This window comes from Micavibrio aeruginosavorus, assembly GCF_051245535.1.
GTDB lineage: Bacteria > Pseudomonadota > Alphaproteobacteria > Micavibrionales > Micavibrionaceae > Micavibrio > Micavibrio aeruginosavorus_D.
The window spans coordinates 282,778-297,941 of record NZ_CP195303.1 but is presented as its reverse complement, the minus strand read 5'-3'; the positions used below and the strand labels follow the sequence as shown (position 1 = coordinate 297,941).

17 protein-coding genes and 1 tRNA gene are annotated in these 15,164 nt (G+C 55.3%); 11 read left to right on the top strand and 7 right to left on the bottom strand.

Going from position 1 to position 15,164, the window contains the following annotated elements; genetic code table 11:
- Nucleotides 1–45: 45 nt before the first annotated feature.
- Entirely contained in the window at nt 46–1,218 is a 1,173-nt protein-coding gene (dnaJ, locus tag ACSC94_RS01500; protein ID WP_435641307.1) for a molecular chaperone DnaJ, read from the top strand.
- 32 nt (nt 1,219–1,250) lie between these two features.
- Here the strand turns inward: dnaJ and ACSC94_RS01495 are convergent, their stop codons facing one another.
- A complete protein-coding gene (locus ACSC94_RS01495) occupies nt 1,251–1,658 on the bottom strand; it encodes a hypothetical protein (RefSeq protein WP_435641306.1) in 408 nt (135 codons plus the stop codon).
- A 142-nt stretch (nt 1,659–1,800) separates the two neighbouring features.
- Here ACSC94_RS01495 and dapB point away from each other — a divergent pair, with 142 nt between their 5' ends.
- Nucleotides 1,801–2,508 (top strand): 4-hydroxy-tetrahydrodipicolinate reductase, encoded by a 708-nt coding sequence (gene dapB / locus ACSC94_RS01490; RefSeq protein ID WP_435641305.1) that lies wholly within the window; start codon nt 1,801–1,803, stop codon nt 2,506–2,508.
- Here dapB and ACSC94_RS01485 read toward each other — a convergent pair.
- Nucleotides 2,482–3,318, bottom strand: coding sequence for a methylated-DNA--[protein]-cysteine S-methyltransferase (locus ACSC94_RS01485; RefSeq protein ID WP_435641304.1), 837 nt, complete (start codon nt 3,316–3,318; stop codon nt 2,482–2,484). The genes dapB and ACSC94_RS01485 overlap by 27 nt on opposite strands.
- A 59-nt stretch (nt 3,319–3,377) precedes the next feature.
- Between ACSC94_RS01485 and nth the strand changes: the two genes are divergently transcribed.
- Entirely contained in the window at nt 3,378–4,013 is a 636-nt protein-coding gene (nth, locus tag ACSC94_RS01480) for an endonuclease III (protein WP_435641303.1), read from the top strand.
- On the opposite strand, the gene ACSC94_RS01475 is transcribed toward nth, so the two are convergent.
- The 3 genes from ACSC94_RS01475 to uvrC form a co-directional block, all read right to left on the bottom strand.
- Nucleotides 4,014–4,598: a hypothetical protein gene (locus ACSC94_RS01475; RefSeq protein ID WP_435641302.1), complete on the bottom strand. Its 585-nt coding sequence runs from the start codon at nt 4,596–4,598 to the stop codon at nt 4,014–4,016.
- A 58-nt stretch (nt 4,599–4,656) separates the two neighbouring features.
- Nucleotides 4,657–5,340, bottom strand: a complete 684-nt coding sequence (locus ACSC94_RS01470; RefSeq protein WP_435641301.1) for a bactofilin family protein — start codon at nt 5,338–5,340, stop codon at nt 4,657–4,659.
- A gap of 292 nt (nt 5,341–5,632) precedes the next feature.
- Nucleotides 5,633–7,558 carry an excinuclease ABC subunit UvrC gene (uvrC, locus tag ACSC94_RS01465; protein ID WP_435641300.1) on the bottom strand — a complete coding sequence of 642 codons (1,926 nt, stop codon included), beginning with the start codon at nt 7,556–7,558 and terminating at the stop codon, nt 5,633–5,635.
- A 181-nt stretch (nt 7,559–7,739) separates the two neighbouring features.
- Here uvrC and ACSC94_RS01460 point away from each other — a divergent pair, with 181 nt between their 5' ends.
- From ACSC94_RS01460 to ACSC94_RS01450, 3 genes are all read left to right on the top strand, one after another.
- A complete protein-coding gene (locus tag ACSC94_RS01460; protein ID WP_435641299.1) occupies nt 7,740–8,462 on the top strand; it encodes a pentapeptide repeat-containing protein in 723 nt (240 codons plus the stop codon).
- Between the two features lie 321 nt (nt 8,463–8,783).
- Nucleotides 8,784–9,131, top strand: coding sequence for a MarR family winged helix-turn-helix transcriptional regulator (locus ACSC94_RS01455; RefSeq protein ID WP_435641298.1), 348 nt, complete (start codon nt 8,784–8,786; stop codon nt 9,129–9,131).
- 35 nt (nt 9,132–9,166) lie between these two features.
- Nucleotides 9,167–9,643, top strand: a complete 477-nt coding sequence (locus ACSC94_RS01450; RefSeq protein WP_435641297.1) for a hypothetical protein — start codon at nt 9,167–9,169, stop codon at nt 9,641–9,643.
- A 57-nt stretch (nt 9,644–9,700) separates the two neighbouring features.
- On the opposite strand, the gene ACSC94_RS01445 is transcribed toward ACSC94_RS01450, so the two are convergent.
- Nucleotides 9,701–9,787 (bottom strand) — tRNA-Leu (locus ACSC94_RS01445).
- Nucleotides 9,788–9,882: 95 nt separating this feature from the next.
- A complete protein-coding gene (locus tag ACSC94_RS01440; RefSeq protein ID WP_435641296.1) occupies nt 9,883–10,677 on the bottom strand; it encodes a competence/damage-inducible protein A in 795 nt (264 codons plus the stop codon).
- A gap of 145 nt (nt 10,678–10,822) precedes the next feature.
- On the opposite strand from ACSC94_RS01440, the gene map reads away from it, so the two are divergent.
- The 5 genes from map (at nt 10,823) to ACSC94_RS01415 (ending at nt 14,961) form a co-directional block, all read left to right on the top strand.
- Nucleotides 10,823–11,635 (top strand): type I methionyl aminopeptidase, encoded by an 813-nt coding sequence (gene map, locus ACSC94_RS01435; protein ID WP_435641295.1) that lies wholly within the window; start codon nt 10,823–10,825, stop codon nt 11,633–11,635.
- Entirely contained in the window at nt 11,628–12,344 is a 717-nt protein-coding gene (radC, locus tag ACSC94_RS01430) for a RadC family protein (protein WP_435641294.1), read from the top strand. Before map ends, radC begins: the two co-directional genes overlap by 8 nt.
- Nucleotides 12,345–12,468: 124 nt before the next feature.
- On the top strand, nt 12,469–13,764 hold the full coding sequence (gene purB / locus ACSC94_RS01425) for an adenylosuccinate lyase (protein ID WP_435641293.1): 1,296 nt from the start codon (nt 12,469–12,471) through the stop codon (nt 13,762–13,764).
- Nucleotides 13,765–13,900: 136 nt separating this feature from the next.
- Nucleotides 13,901–14,230 (top strand): hypothetical protein, encoded by a 330-nt coding sequence (locus ACSC94_RS01420; protein ID WP_435641292.1) that lies wholly within the window; start codon nt 13,901–13,903, stop codon nt 14,228–14,230.
- Nucleotides 14,231–14,421: 191 nt separating this feature from the next.
- Nucleotides 14,422–14,961, top strand: a complete 540-nt coding sequence (locus tag ACSC94_RS01415; RefSeq protein ID WP_435641291.1) for a peptidylprolyl isomerase — start codon at nt 14,422–14,424, stop codon at nt 14,959–14,961.
- Nucleotides 14,962–15,164 lie beyond the last annotated feature (203 nt).

Here is a 15,164-nt window from a genome sequence, read left to right as displayed (position 1 = left end):
TGTTCTTTTCTGAACGTCCGAAAAACCTTGTGGTTAGAAAAATAAATGGCCGACAAAGATTTTTATAAAACACTCGGGATCGAACGTGGCGCCAGCGACGAAGACATCAAAAAAGGCTTCCGCAAGCTGGCCATGCAATACCACCCCGACCGGAACAAAGATGATCCGACCGCGGAAGCGAAATTCAAAGAAATCAACGAAGCCTATGACGTTTTAAAGGACCCGCAGAAAAAGGCGGCCTATGATCGTTTTGGGTCCAGCGCGTTTGAACAAGGCGGCGGGTTCCGCCCCGGTGCCGGTGCAGGCGGTTTTGACGCCAGCGGATTCGGCGGCGCGTTCTCCGACATTTTCGAAGATATGTTCGGCGACTTCATGGGCAATGGCGGTGGCGGCGGACGTGGCCGCGCCGGTGGCCCGCAACGCGGGTCCGACGTGCAATACACCATGGAAATTTCCATGGAAGAGGCCTTCGCCGGCAAGGAAGCCACCATCAAGGTTCCGCTGGCCGAAACATGCGATAAATGCAGCGGCTCCGGCGCGAAAACCGGCACAGGCACCGAAAACTGCCCCACCTGTTCCGGTCAGGGCCGCGTGCGGATGCAGCAAGGCTTCTTCACCATCGAACGCACCTGCCCCACCTGTAACGGTGAAGGCGCAATTATTCGTGACCCGTGCGACAAGTGCAGCGGATCGGGCCGCATGCGCAAGGAAAAAACCCTGCGCATCAAAATCCCACCCGGGGTCGAAAACGGCCGCCGCATCCGTTTGGGTGGCGAGGGCGAAGCCGGATTCCGCGGCGGCGTCGCAGGTGATCTATACGTCCTGCTGGCCATCAAGCCGCACCGTTTCTTCAAACGCGAAGGCGCCGATTTGTTTGGCCGCGTGCCAATCCCGATGACCACAGCCGCATTGGGTGGTGACGTCGAAGTGCCGACGATCGAAGGAAGCCGCACCAAAGTCAAAATCCCCGCCGGAACCCAGTCAGGCCAGCAATTGCGCCTGAAAGGCAAAGGCATGTCGGTTTTGAAATCCACCTCGCGGGGCGACATGTACATTGATGTGTTCGTGGAAACGCCTGTGAACCTGTCGCGCAAGCAGATGGATTTGCTGAAAGAACTGGATAAATCCATCGGCGGGTCCGAGGCCAGCAAGCACAGCCCCGAAGCCTCCGGGTTCTTTGGCAAGATGAAAGATATCTGGAGCGATCTGACGGAATAAATTAAAGGGGCCTGCGGGCCCCTTTTTCTTATCTACGGTTTCGGCTTTTTGGCGAAGGTCGAACTGTCCAGCCAGACAACATTGCCCGTTGGCCGGTCGGTTGGATCGGGGGAGCGTTCCCCCGCCGAAATATTTTCAAATTTCAAAACGGCCATCACCATACGATGGCCCAGATCCAATGGCTCAACCGCATGGTTCAAATATCCTTGAACGGAATCGCCCTGCATCGGAATTTCGTGTTTGGCCATGGCGGCAAATGGAATGCCGCATGAAACAATGATGCCGCCATTATGCGCATCGAAAACAATCAATCCCTTGTCCGCGTGAATTTCAATGTCTTCGACAATGCCCATGAAGCGTTGGCCGACGGCCATGCCTTCGGCACTCTGGCGATAGGTTTCTTTCAGTTCACGGATAAAGCGCGATTCTTCGTAGCCCATGTGCAACACCCTGTTTTTTATGGCTTTGTTCTCACCATGGAACAGGATTTTGGCCCCCGCCGTCAAACAAAATCCCCTGTTGCGCCCAAAAATCATTCTATTACAATAGGTTGAACTTTTACCGCACAGGGGCAAAATCACCATGATCAAGGTCGGAATTGCAGGATATCGGGGCCGCATGGGCCAGATGCTGGTCCATGAATTGCAATCCGGCCAATGGCCGGGATTGGCTTTTGGTTCGGGCAGTGAGTCATCCGACAACCCGAACAGCCTGTTTGCCGAAAACGATCTGGTGATTGATTTCACCACGCCCCTCGCCACGCGCGCGCATGTTGACATTGCGGTCGCGCATAAAAAACCGATCATCATCGGCACGACCGGATTGAATGATAATGATATGACGGTTTTAAAATCGGCCGCCACCACCTGCCCTGTTTTGTATTCCGCGAATATGAGCGTAGGCGTCAATCTGCTCGCCGCGTTGGTGGAGCAAGCATCCGCGCGGTTGGGTGATACATTTGATATTGAAATCATGGAAACGCACCACCGCAATAAAATGGATTCGCCATCAGGCACCGCGTTGATGCTGGGCCGCGCCACGGACCGTCCGAATGCGCCGACGGATCGCACAGGAAAGCGTAACACGGGTACGGTCGGCTATGCCGTGCAACGTGGTGGCGATGTTGTGGGTGAACATACTGTCAGCTTCTTTGGCTCCGGTGAACGGATTGAGCTGGGCCACCGTGCCCATGACCGCAGCCTGTTCGCCAAGGGCGCCCTGCGCGCCGCCTTGTGGATGAAGGGGCGCCCAGCGGGGTTTTACTCAATGCGCGATGTCTTGGACCTCTAAGCCCAAAATCAATTTCTTGCGCGGCGTGCCCCAGCCGTAATTTTCAACGATGCCAGATGACTGAATCACCCGGTGACACGGGATCAATAATGATACGGGGTTGGCCCCCACAGCCGACCCAACGGCACGTGATGCCTTGGGCTTACCAATCGCGTCCGCCACGGCCTTGTAACTGACGCTCGTGCCACAGGGGATTTTCAGCAAGGCTTGCCAGACCTGAAGCTGGAAGTTCGTGCCATATAGATGCAGCGTCAAATGCGTGTCCGCACCACGCCAGATTTCCAAAATTTTTCGCGCTGTACCCGCTGTACCTTTCTGATCTTCGAGCAAATCGGCAAATTCCCAATCGCGGCGCAAACGCGCCATGGGGATCGTGCGGTCTTCATCCACCACAAAGCCCAGCCAGCACAAACCACGATCCGTTTGCGCGATCAACATATCGCCCATCGGGGTCGGGTGATACCCGTAGCGGATGACAAGGCCCCGCCCCTTGCGCTTTACCTCACCCGGTGTTGCCGCAACAATATTGATCATCGCATCGTGCAGGCGGGCATTGCCGCTGAGACCGCTTTCATACGCGGCTTCCAGTGTCGAATAATTCTGCAACAGCAGATCACGCGCATTGTGCGCGGACATATATTGCACCATTTTCTTCGGGCTGACCCCGGTCATGCGGGTGAACAGTTTTTGGAAATGGGTTGCTTCGTACCCCGCCCGCGCCGCCAGAAAATCAAGATCCGGCTGATCGCGCCAATGGGCCGCGATGTAATCAATGGATTCTGAAATAATGGCGTCCTGATCTTTGTTCATTTTATAAAACTAGCGGGAAAGCGCCTCGCTTCCAATCCGTTTTTTGGTATATTGGCGGTATGAAAAAAGCTGATATTCAACGATTTTTTGAGATTCTGCGCGCCGAAAACCCGGAGCCGAAGGGGGAGTTGAATTACACCAACCCCTATACGCTTCTGGTCGCGGTCGCACTGTCGGCACAGGCCACAGACAAGGGCGTGAACAAGGCCACCGAAAAGCTGTTCAAGATCGTCAAGACGCCGCAGGATATGCTGAAACTGGGCGAAGATGGATTGAAAGACCACATCAAAACCATCGGCCTGTTTAATGCCAAGGCCAAGAACGTGATTGCCGCCGCCGAAATGCTGGTGCGTGATTATGGCGGAGAGATTCCCGAAGATCGGGACGAATTGGTGAAATTGCCGGGCGTGGGCCGCAAGACTGCAAACGTCGTTCTCAACATCGCGTTTGGCCACGAAACCATTGCGGTTGATACGCATTTATTCCGCGTCTCCAACCGCACAGGGCTGGCCCCCGGCAACACACCCGAAGCGGTCGAAGCCAAATTGGAGAAAGTCGTACCGCCAGAATTCCGCCGCCATGCGCATCACTGGCTGATCCTGCATGGGCGCTATATTTGCAAGGCGCGCAAACCATCATGCCCGGTATGCCCCGTGCGCGACGTGTGCGGATTCAAGGATAAAACGGAATATTAATCAGATACGGCGCGATTTCAGAATATCGGCCACGCAATCATTGGCCTGCACATCACGGCGTTCGCCCGCGGCCCCATCATACAAGGCGGTTTGGCGCGGGTTGAACTCATAATGCGACACCAATGCGGCATCCATATCCACAACCACATGCAACACACATTCATGGCCACGGAATTGCAAAACCTGCACCGAGCCTTCTTCACGTTCCAGATCGGCGTATGAAAACGCACCGAGGACCTGAGCCGCGTTCATGGTCGACAACAAAGCGGGATCTTTGCGCAACTGGGCCTGAACCCCGCGCGCATCGCGTTTGGACACCATCGCCACATCGGACGGTGACGCAATGGCGGCCTGCGCCGCTTGCCCCGGTGTGAAATCCGGCATAATCGTATTACCAAACACCACCAACGCCACAACCAGCAGCGTTTCCGGCAGCACCATAAACCGGCGCCAGCGACGCAACGTCAAACGGCGATTCCAGCGCAAGGTTACCCGGAAACGGGAATTGAAACAGAACGGGGCGAATGCCCGGCCCATAATGCCGTTCAAACGCCCCGTCCCGAATGTTTCAAAATTGGTAATCATGGTGATCGATGCCCCTTCATTCCATTTTTCATGTTTATGAACGGGCACCGGCCCTCAATTAAGCCGACGCAGCGGTTTTGTCAGCGAACGGCAGTTCTGCGCCGCTGTCACGTTGACCGCCTTGTTTGCCGCTGGTGCGGGCCTGACCCGGCTTGCCATCACGCTTTTCGCCTTTGGCGGACAGCGGGGTGACTTTACCGTCAAGCGTTGCACCGGCTTCAACAGCCAGTTCTTTGTATGCGATTGCGCCGGTGATGGAACCAGACGTGCGGATCGTCAAACGACCATTCACGGTCAGGTCGCCTTCGAAACGGCCAGCAATGGTGGCTTCTTCGATTTCAACGGCACCGTAGAATACGCCGCTCTCAGCGATTTCCAGTACGCGTGCGCCTTTCAGGGCCGCTTCGATCGTGCCTTCAACGATCAGAACGTCGCAAGCTTCGATTTCACCGGAGATGGTGATGCCTTCGCCGATAACCAGACGACGACCATCAGCAACCACGCCAGCTTTTGCGCCCGGGGCAGCAGCAGCATACGGGTTGGAGGACGCGGCCGGTTGACCGTACGGGGAGGAACCATAGGAGGACTGACCACCCGGGAAACCACCACCCGGAACGCGCGGCGGCTGCATGGCCGGGCGCTGCATACCAGCGGCTTGGCCACCCGGAATGTCGATCGGGCGGGCTTGGCCAGCGGCTTGGTTGGAAGATGCGCCTTGGTTGTTTTCTGTTTCGTTGCTCATGGTCTGTGCCTGGTCCTTTTGGTTCTGGTGGAAATTCATTTTCGGTTACCCTCTTAAAGTTTCCGACGGTTAAATTCTGTCTTGCCCATTTTAAAACGCGGAAAAGACAATACGGCTTTCACGCAAGAAAGCGCGCTGTTTGCTTTTCACCTGTTTTTATTTCGAGAACATAATGACACTAGCACTGGGTCAATAGGGCGACAAGCCGGAATCAGGGGGTTTCCCCCCGCTTTATTTCGCGTGATTTTTCAGTGCGTTACAGGGTGTTTTATGGGGAATCTGACCGGTATTTTCAAGAATCCGTCTCATGGAAATACGCGTATATGCGCTCGGCCACGGCATGGCTGATTCCTTCGACTTTTTCCAAATCGGTGATTCCCGCGCGCGCAACGTCCTGTGCCGACCCGAAATGAAGCAGCAAGGCCTTCTTTCGTTTCGCGCCAATGCCCGGTACATCATCCAATGGTGATGCGCCAATATGTTTTGCACGCCGTGTCCGATGCGCGCCAATGGCAAAGCGGTGCGCCTCATCCCGCAAGCGTTGTAAGTAATGTAGGGTGGCATTGTTCACCGGCAACTGGAACATTTCACGCCCCGGAATAAAGAATTTTTCGCGGCCCGCATTGCGGTCCGGCCCTTTCGCAATCGATACGACATTCAATTCTTCGGCAATGCCCATATCGGCCAATGTTTCCATCACCGCATTCAATTGCCCCAACCCACCGTCGATGAGGAGAAGATCCGGCCAGTCTTCCGACCCCGGCCCGTTGCCCTCTTCCTGCGCTTTGCGGAAACGGCGGCTCATCACTTCCTGCATCATGCCGTAATCATCGGATGCGCTGGCATCGCGGATGTTGAATTTGCGGTAAGCGGATTTCATGAACCCTTCCGGCCCCGCCACAACCATCGCGCCGACCATGTCGGTGCCGCTGATATGGCTGTTATCATAAATTTCGATGCGGGCCGGGCGTTCATCCAGCCCGAACAATTCCGTTACACCGTCCAACAATTGCGCATCGCCCGCCCGTTCCAGCAAATGGCGATCCAGCGCATCGCGCGCATTGTTCGCCACAAAATCAATCAGGCGGCGGCGTTCCCCGCGTTGCGGATAAGCAATTGACGTTTTGCGATCCACATTTGGCCGCGAATTCAACGCATCGGCAATCACGTCCGCATCGGGAATGTCATGGCTGATCAGGATATGTGGCGGGATGGGTTTGCTTTCATAAAACTGCGCAATAAAGGCGGCCAGAATGGTCTCTGGCTCCTCATCCCGCTCGTGCCGCGGGAAATACGCCCGGTTGCCAAAATTTTGCCCGCCGCGGAAGAAGAACACCTGTACGCAACTGCGCCCCTCGCGCATGGCCAGCGCGATGGCGTCCACATCACCGATGCCGTCAAAATTGATGTCCTGCCGTGTCTGCAGACTGGTCAGGGCGCGCAGACGGTCGCGGAATTTCGCCGCCTCTTCATAATCCATCCGGTCGCTGGCGGCCTGCATCGCGGCGGCCATTTGCTCCTGAATCTCCCGGCTTTTGCCGGTCAGATAGGCGCGCGCCTGTTCCACCTGCTTCGCGTAATCATCGCGCGACACCATATTCACGCACGGCGCGGTGCAGCGCTTGATATGAAATTGCAGACAAGGCCGCGTGCGTTGCGCAAACACGGAATCCGAACAATTGCGCAGCATGAAGGCCCGCTGCAAAACCGCAATGGTCCTGTTCACCGCCCCGGCGGAGGCGAAGGGCCCGAAATAATGCCCTTTCCGTGATCGACTGCCGCGATGTTTGATGACCTGCGGAAATTCGTGGTCATCCGTAATCAGAATATACGGGAACGATTTATCATCGCGCAGAAGAACGTTGTACCGGGGTTTTAGTTTTTTAATCAGGTTGGATTCCAGCAACAGGGCCTCAGCCTCTGTATGCGTGCGCACCACCATCATTTCGGATGTTTCGGCGACCATGCGTTGAATACGGTGCGACAGACGGGCCACTTGCGTATAATTCGCCACCCGTTTTTTCAGCGACTTGGCCTTGCCCACATACAGCACATCGCCCTTCGCATTCAGCATCCGGTAAACGCCCGGCGCATCCGGCAACGTCTTCACAAACGCCCGAACAACCCCCACCCCGCGCGCAAGGGCGGCGGGGAGCGTTGCATCATCCGATTGTTCAGAATTTTCGCCTTCTTCGTCCATGCCATACAGATAAGCCATTGTCGGAACCGGGGCAATCACCCACAGAACCCGCAGAAAACAGCCAAAAATTAACCAATCCAGCCTTACACAACCCACAGTTGATTATTTTACTTGCATTCTTGCAACTGTTTTTGTAACGCTGTGCCCCTCGCCCGGCTATGGGGGCCGGATCACGTCATGCGGGGGACAAAAACAAAAAATGGGGAAGCACATTATGGGGACGATTATTTTACGCACGGCATCGGGGCACGTGATTTACAAAAGCAACCGCACACACCACCGCGCCGCGGTTGAGGACGCGGTGATGGACGGTGTGTCATTGCATCACGCCGATTTGTCCGGTCTTGATCTAAGCCATGGCGATTTTGATGGTGGCGATTTTCGCCACGTCAATTTTGATGGCAGCAACATGACCGGAACCAATTTATCCGAATGCCGCATGACAGGGGCTTCGCTCAAAAACGTCGCCCTACACGGGGCCTGCATGGCCCAGTCCCATTTGATTGATTGTGATTTCAGTGGCGTTTTATTTGGCGGAACCGATATTTTTGGCGCGGTCATCCGGGGATGCGGGTTTGATACACAATCGGCATTGGAATTGCATTTTCACGATTGCGATATCTTTGAAAAAAATATGTTCGTCGACGTGGGTGGCCTTCCTTGCCCCATCAATCGCCCACCCGTTACCATTCTGGGCGGGCCATTGATCATGGCCATTACCACCACGCATGTCATCATGGGCAACAAGGCCATGACCATTGCGGAATGGATGCGCACCAACAGCATGATTGAAAAATCGCCCAGCCATGGTCTGGCGCTGGCGCATTTACGCCTGATGCGTGGGGCGGATACGCAACCCCCGGCGACTGACGTCGCCCCACCCAAAGATTGGGGCCGCGCCGTTAATGATGGGGGCCAATAATTTTCCTTGACGGCCACCCTTATGAAAATCTATGAATAGGCTTGTGTGTGCATACCATTGCAACCCGATTGCGCAATGGGACCGGTGTGTGGCCGGTTAAAAGGGAGAGAATTTCAATGATTTACCTGCGTTTCGGGCGGTTGTACGCCCTCAGCCTGGATCTGGACCGACGGTTCGGATTCATGCCTGTTTTTGCAAAAAATACTTGCAACAACGAAACCATTATCGATATACCTTTTGGTCAGGTCGTTTTAACACCGCGCCGGGTTTTATCGCGACCATGGATGCCCCCACCCATCGAAAAGGGAACCGGATCACATCATGGTCAAACAACAGACATTGGAAACACTGACACGCTGCCGTGCCCTGCTTCAGGTGTGGCAGCGGATTGATGGCGAATTTCCACTGCAATACATGCTGTGCCTGATCGAAATTGCGGCGGACGAAGGCCTCTCCCTCTCCGACCTGGCCACACGCACGCAGATGCCATTATCGACCGTATCGCGCATCGTCGGTGCCCTATCCGACCACCGCCCGAAAGGAAAATCCTACGGCCTGATCCGTGTGGATATTTCGGCGACGGAACGGCGACGGAAGGAATTGTCACTCAGCCCCAAGGGGCGGGCGTTGGTTGGGGAATTAGGGGAGGTTTGCCCCATATCCGGGTAAAGACCACACTCCTTATATTTTCAAATGGGGCATATATGTCGATTATAAAAGGTAGAATAAAACTTCTTTTCATTTGCACATTTGTGTTGATTGCCTTCACCGCAGGAAAGCGTGCGTATGCCGACACCTACAAAATCGGCATGCGTCAGCTTGATGATAATAAATCGATACTTGTCTTTGAATGCACCGATGATGGAACCATCTGTCAATCCACTGCCTTTCTCAACGACGGAACATCGCCAGAACAAGGTACCATCATCAACATCGAAACAACGTTTTCAAGGCATGATGCTGAATTTGTATTTCGCATGGGGGACGAACTCCTATTCTCCCAGCAAAATAAGCCAAGCTACACAACTCTCATATACCCCGACAGTGCGGCGTTAAAGACCGAGACAATTGATCTTTATATCCCCCACCCCGAAACAAAAAACACCGCTGCAGAAAAATCTGTTTTCCGCAAACCACAACGTCACGTAACGACACTGAATGTCTTGATTGAAAAGAAGTAGCTACCAAATTAGGTGCGGGTAATGACGTGACCGCCTAAAAAGGAAATCACATTGAGTTGGTGGCCCCGGCCGGAATCGAACCGGCACGCCCTTACGAGCGAGCGATTTTAAGTCGCTTGCGTCTACCAGTTCCGCCACGGGGCCAGCCGGGTGATATGGGCGGTAGAAAGCCGGGGCAGATTAGCGGGAAATAAGGGCGGTGGAAAGACGTAAAAGGGGCAGAATCCCCGGATTTTACGTTACACCACGTCCAGATTACGCCCGTGCGACCCGACGCTGAGCGCGCGGGGTTCGTCGCCGTGGGAGCGGATCAGGGCGATGATGTCCTGCGTCACGGTGTCGAGGCTGTCGCTGTTCGTCGCGCGCATGACGAGGGACAGGCCCAGAACGCCGCCGCGATAATGCGGGTATGACCCGATATCAACATCCGGATATTTGTTTTGCAGGGCGGTGAGCTCCTCCGCCACTTTGCTTTCGGGCAGAGAACAGGTGACCGTGTTGGAGAGCAGCGGTTTGCCCGCTTGGATCTGGTCCAGAACGTGGTCCATCATCGCCTGCATGATGCGGGGAACGCCCGCCATGACATGCACGTTTTTGGTGATGAAGCCCGGCGCGCCGGAGACCGGGTTCGGGATCAATGTGGACCCCTTTGGCACCATGCTCATCTTCGCGCGCGGCGGGGTGAGGTTTTCGAGGCCGTAATATTCCTCCAGCACCGCGAACGCTTCGTCATCGCGCTCCAGCGGCAGGTCGAACGCCTTGGCCACGCTTTCGGCGGTAATGTCGTCATGCGTCGGGCCGATGCCGCCGGTGGTGAAGACGTAATCGTAATCGGCGCTGAGTTGTTGCACCGTGTTGATGATTTTGGCCTCAATATCCGGGATCACCCGCACCTCGGCCAGCAGGATGCCGCGTTCGGTCAAACGCTCGGCAATCCAGGGGGTGTTGGCGTCCGCCGTCCGCCCGGACAGGATCTCATTGCCGATAATCACCAGCGCGGCTTTGTACAAATCGGGGTTTTCGTATTGCGGCATGGGTCAAAACTCGTAAAAAAGGCCGGAAAACGGCGGATTTCCCTTTGAAAGATTGTACTTGAAAGCCAATTATAGCATATTGGCCCCGGTTGCGGGGCAAAACACAACCCGCACGCGTAAACCGACAATAATTTATGGACACATAATGGGCAAGAGCGCCGCACAATATTCCCCCGACGGGATCGAACTGCATGGGCCGGATGCCTTTGAAGGCATGCGCAAGGCCGGGAAACTGGCCGCCGACGTGCTGGACATGATCACCCCCCATTGCGTTCCCGGTGTCACGACCGAGGAACTGGACCGCCTGTGCCATGATTATATCATCGCCCACGGCGCCATCCCTGCCCCGTTGAATTACAAGGGCTTCCCCAAATCCATCTGCACATCCATCAACCATGTTGTGTGCCATGGTATTCCGGGACCGAAGAAACTGGTCGAAGGCGACATCGTCAATATCGACACCACGGTCATTCTGGATGGGTGGTATGGCGACACCAGCCGCATGTACATGATCGGCAAAAAATTGTCGGTGAAGGCCAAGCGTCTGGTCGACGTGACATACGACGCGATGATGGCGGGGATTGAAGCCGTGAAGCCGGGCGCGACGCTGGGCGATATTGGCTACGCCATTCAAACCGTCGCGGAAAACGCACGGTTTTCGGTGGTGCAGGATTTCTGCGGCCACGGGTTGGGCCGCGTGTTTCACACCGCGCCGTCCGTCTTGCATTATGGCCGCCCGAAAACCGGGGCCATTTTGGAACCCGGCATGATTTTCACGATTGAGCCGATGATCAATGCGGGCGGATGGGAAACATTGGTAATGAATGACGGATGGACCGCCATTACCAAGGACCGGTCATTGTCGGCGCAATTCGAACATTCATTGGCCGTCACCGAAACCGGGTTTGAAATTTTCACCCTGTCATCCAAGGGATATACAAAACCCCCCTATGTCTGAGCCCGCGACCAAAGACAGTTCAGACAAAGAAGCGCCCCATTACCACGGGCATCGCGACCGTTTACGTGAACGGTTTGTGAATGGCGGGCCCGATTCACTGGCCGATTATGAATTGATGGAATTGCTGTTGTTCATGGCCATTCCGCGCCGTGACGTCAAACCGCTGGCCAAGGATTTAATCAAAACTTTCGGCAGCCTGTCTGGTGTTTTGAACGCCCCGATCAATGAATTGCAGGCGGTTGAAGGCTTATCCGAAACATCCGCCATCATGGTGAAGTCCATCGCCGCCGCCGGGCACCGCATGTTGAAACAGGACATGATGAACAAGCCGGTTTTAAATTCATGGTCACGGTTGATGGATTATCTGGCCGCCGGCATGGCGCATGAACGCAAAGAACATTTCCGCATCCTGTTCCTGAACCGGAAAAACGAATTGATTGCCGATGAAATTCAGCAAAGCGGCACGGTCGACCACACCCCCGCCTACCCCCGCGAAATCATGAAACGCGCGTTAGAGGTGGGGGCGACGGCCATCATTCTGGTCCACAACCACCCGAGCGGCGATTCCCGCCCCAGTGCCGCCGACATCGAAATGACGGATACCATCGTGGCCGCGGGCAAGCCGTTTAACATCGTTATTCACGACCACATCATCGTGGCCAAGGGTGGCCACACCAGTTTCAAGAATTTGGGGTTGTTGGACACATAAACGAACACATCTCTCGTGTCATTCCCGCGAAAGCGGGAATCCATACGATGGACCGGATAATCACTATGGATTCCCGCTTTCGCGGGAATGACAAAAAAGCAGTTGAATAAGAAGGACGAATAAAATGATCCCCCGCTACACCCGCCCCGCCATGGCCGCCATTTGGGACCAGGACAATCGGTTCCGCATCATGATGGAAATTGAAATTCTGGCCGCCGAAAAAATGGCCGATCTGGGCACCATTCCAGCGGGCGTTCCCGCGGCCTTGCGCGAACGGGCGAAATTCGATGTCGCGCGCATTGCCGAAATTGAAAAAGAAACCAAACACGACGTCATCGCCTTCCTGACCAACATTGCCGAACATGTCGGCGACGAAGCGCGTTTCATGCACCAGGGCATGACATCATCTGACGTACTGGACACAGCCTTGTCGGTGCAGATGACGCAATCGGCTGACCTGCTGATCGCCGGGCTGGATGCCGTTCTGGAAGCGTTGAAAAAACGCAGCCTCGAACACAAAGACACATTATGCGTCGGGCGCAGCCACGGCATTCACGCCGAACCGACCACACTCGGCATTCGTTTGGCCGGGCATTACACCGCCTTTGCCCGCGCGAAAGACCGCTTGATCGCCGCGCGCGCCGATGTTGCCACCTGTGCCATATCCGGCGCGGTGGGCACATTCGCCACCGTCGATCCGGCGGTGGAGGAGTACGTCGCCGCCAAATTGGGGTTAAAACCCGAGCCCGTTTCCACACAAATCATCCCGCGCGACCGCCACGCGATGTTTTTGGCCACGCTGGGCGTGATTGCTTCATCCGTCGAAAACATTGCGACGGAAATTCGCCATCTGCAACGCACCGAAGTGCGCGAGGTGGAGGAGTTTTTCAGTACCGGGCAAAAGGGTTCATCCGCTATGCCGCATAAACGCAACCCGGTGCTGTCCGAAAACCTGACCGGGTTGGCGCGCGTGGTGCGTGCGGCCGTTGTGCCCGCCATGGAAAATGTCACGTTGTGGCATGAACGCGATATTTCGCATTCATCCGTTGAACGCATTGTATTGCCCGATGCGTGCATGGCATTGGATTTCGCCTTGCACCGTTTGGCGGGGTTGGTTGAAAACCTGCTGATCTATCCGGACCGGATGATGGACAATTTGAATCACCTCGGCGGCCTTGTCTTCTCTCAACGTGTGTTGTTGGCCATGACACAAAAAGGCATCAGCCGCGAAGATGCGTACCGCGACGTGCAGGCCTGCGCCATGAAAGTGTGGGGCAGCAATGGCGCCATCACACTACGCGCCGCATTGGAAGAAACCCCGGACGTCGCCCTGCACTTCACCACCGAAGAATTGGACGCCCTGTTCGACTTCGCGCCCTATATCGCACGGCGGGATGCGATTTTCGCGCGGGTGTTTTAATAGACAGAACCACCCAGCATAACATTATGAAAAACAATGCCTTTTCAGGGTTTTGTTGAGAATGTTTTGCATTTGCACTATCCTTCACCCCAGATTCGGACTAAACCGGACACGCTTTTAAGGGATGGGTTTTGCCATGTGGATTTGCCTCTGTAATTCGTTCAATGACACGGCGGTTAAAAATGCCATTCAATCTTATGCGCCCGATCGCGTGATTGAGCGTAAGGATATCAAGGCGTTGTATGAAATCTGCTCCAACGGCGAAAAGCCCAATTGCGGCAAATGTCTGCGCACCACGTTTATGGACATCGTCAACGACCACAATGCGGCCATCGCGCAAAAGCTGGGGGTCGGCGTTCAAATCATCATCCCCGCCGCCAATGACAGCACCCCGCCCAAAGCCGGTGCAGGCGGATGTGGCAATTGCCAGTGCAACAAAGGCGGGCCACGCTGCATCCAGGGCTAGTACCTAAGCAAAGCCTAATAAATATGGCGTTTTATTTTCCTGTGGTTTATTTCTCTCTCGTGTAATCCGGCCTTGATCCGGCCCATACGCCTGTGGCATTTCTGACCCCCTTGCACATTTCATCCTTTGTATGGAGAGGACTGAAGACAATGTTGAAACGTTTCACCCAGCTGATTGGGAGCATCGCAATTATGACCGTAGCATCCACCGCCGGCGCCATGGCGCAGGACGCAGACAACACGCTGTATCTCGACCTGAAAGATGGCCGCGTGACCATTAAAATGTTCCCCACCGACGCGCCGAAACATGTTGAGCGCATCAAGAAACTGACCCGCGAAGGGTTTTATGACGGCATCGTTTTCCACCGCGTGATCGACGGTTTCATGGCCCAGACGGGCGACCCGACCGGCACCGGTACGGGTGGTTCGGATGAGGCCGACCTGCCGGCGGAATTCAACAGCCGCAGCTTCAACCGTGGTGCCATCGGCATGGCCCGCACCAACGACCCGAACAGCGCAAACTCCCAGTTCTTCATCTGCTTCGATGATTGCACCTTCCTGAACGGTCAATACACCGTATGGGGCCAGGTCACGAGCGGCATGGAATTCGTGGACAAAATTAAACGCGGCGAACCGCCGTCAAACCCGGACAAGATTGTAAAGATGCAGGTTGCGGCGGATGTGGACGCCTCTGCCGAAAAACCTGCTGCCTCTGGTGCCGCCGCTCAATAAGCGGTTGCGATCAGGCTGCCGAACAATGTCTCGCCGGCAGTGAACACTGATAAGTGTTAAGGCTCTCCTGCGTAACAGACCCCGCCCTTTCCCGGCGGGGTCTTTTTTTGATACCATCCGCTCAGCGTCATGCCCGCGAAGGCGGGCACCCGGCCAATAAACGGTAGCGCGGCCATGGCCGCGCGCATATCATGCTGGATCCC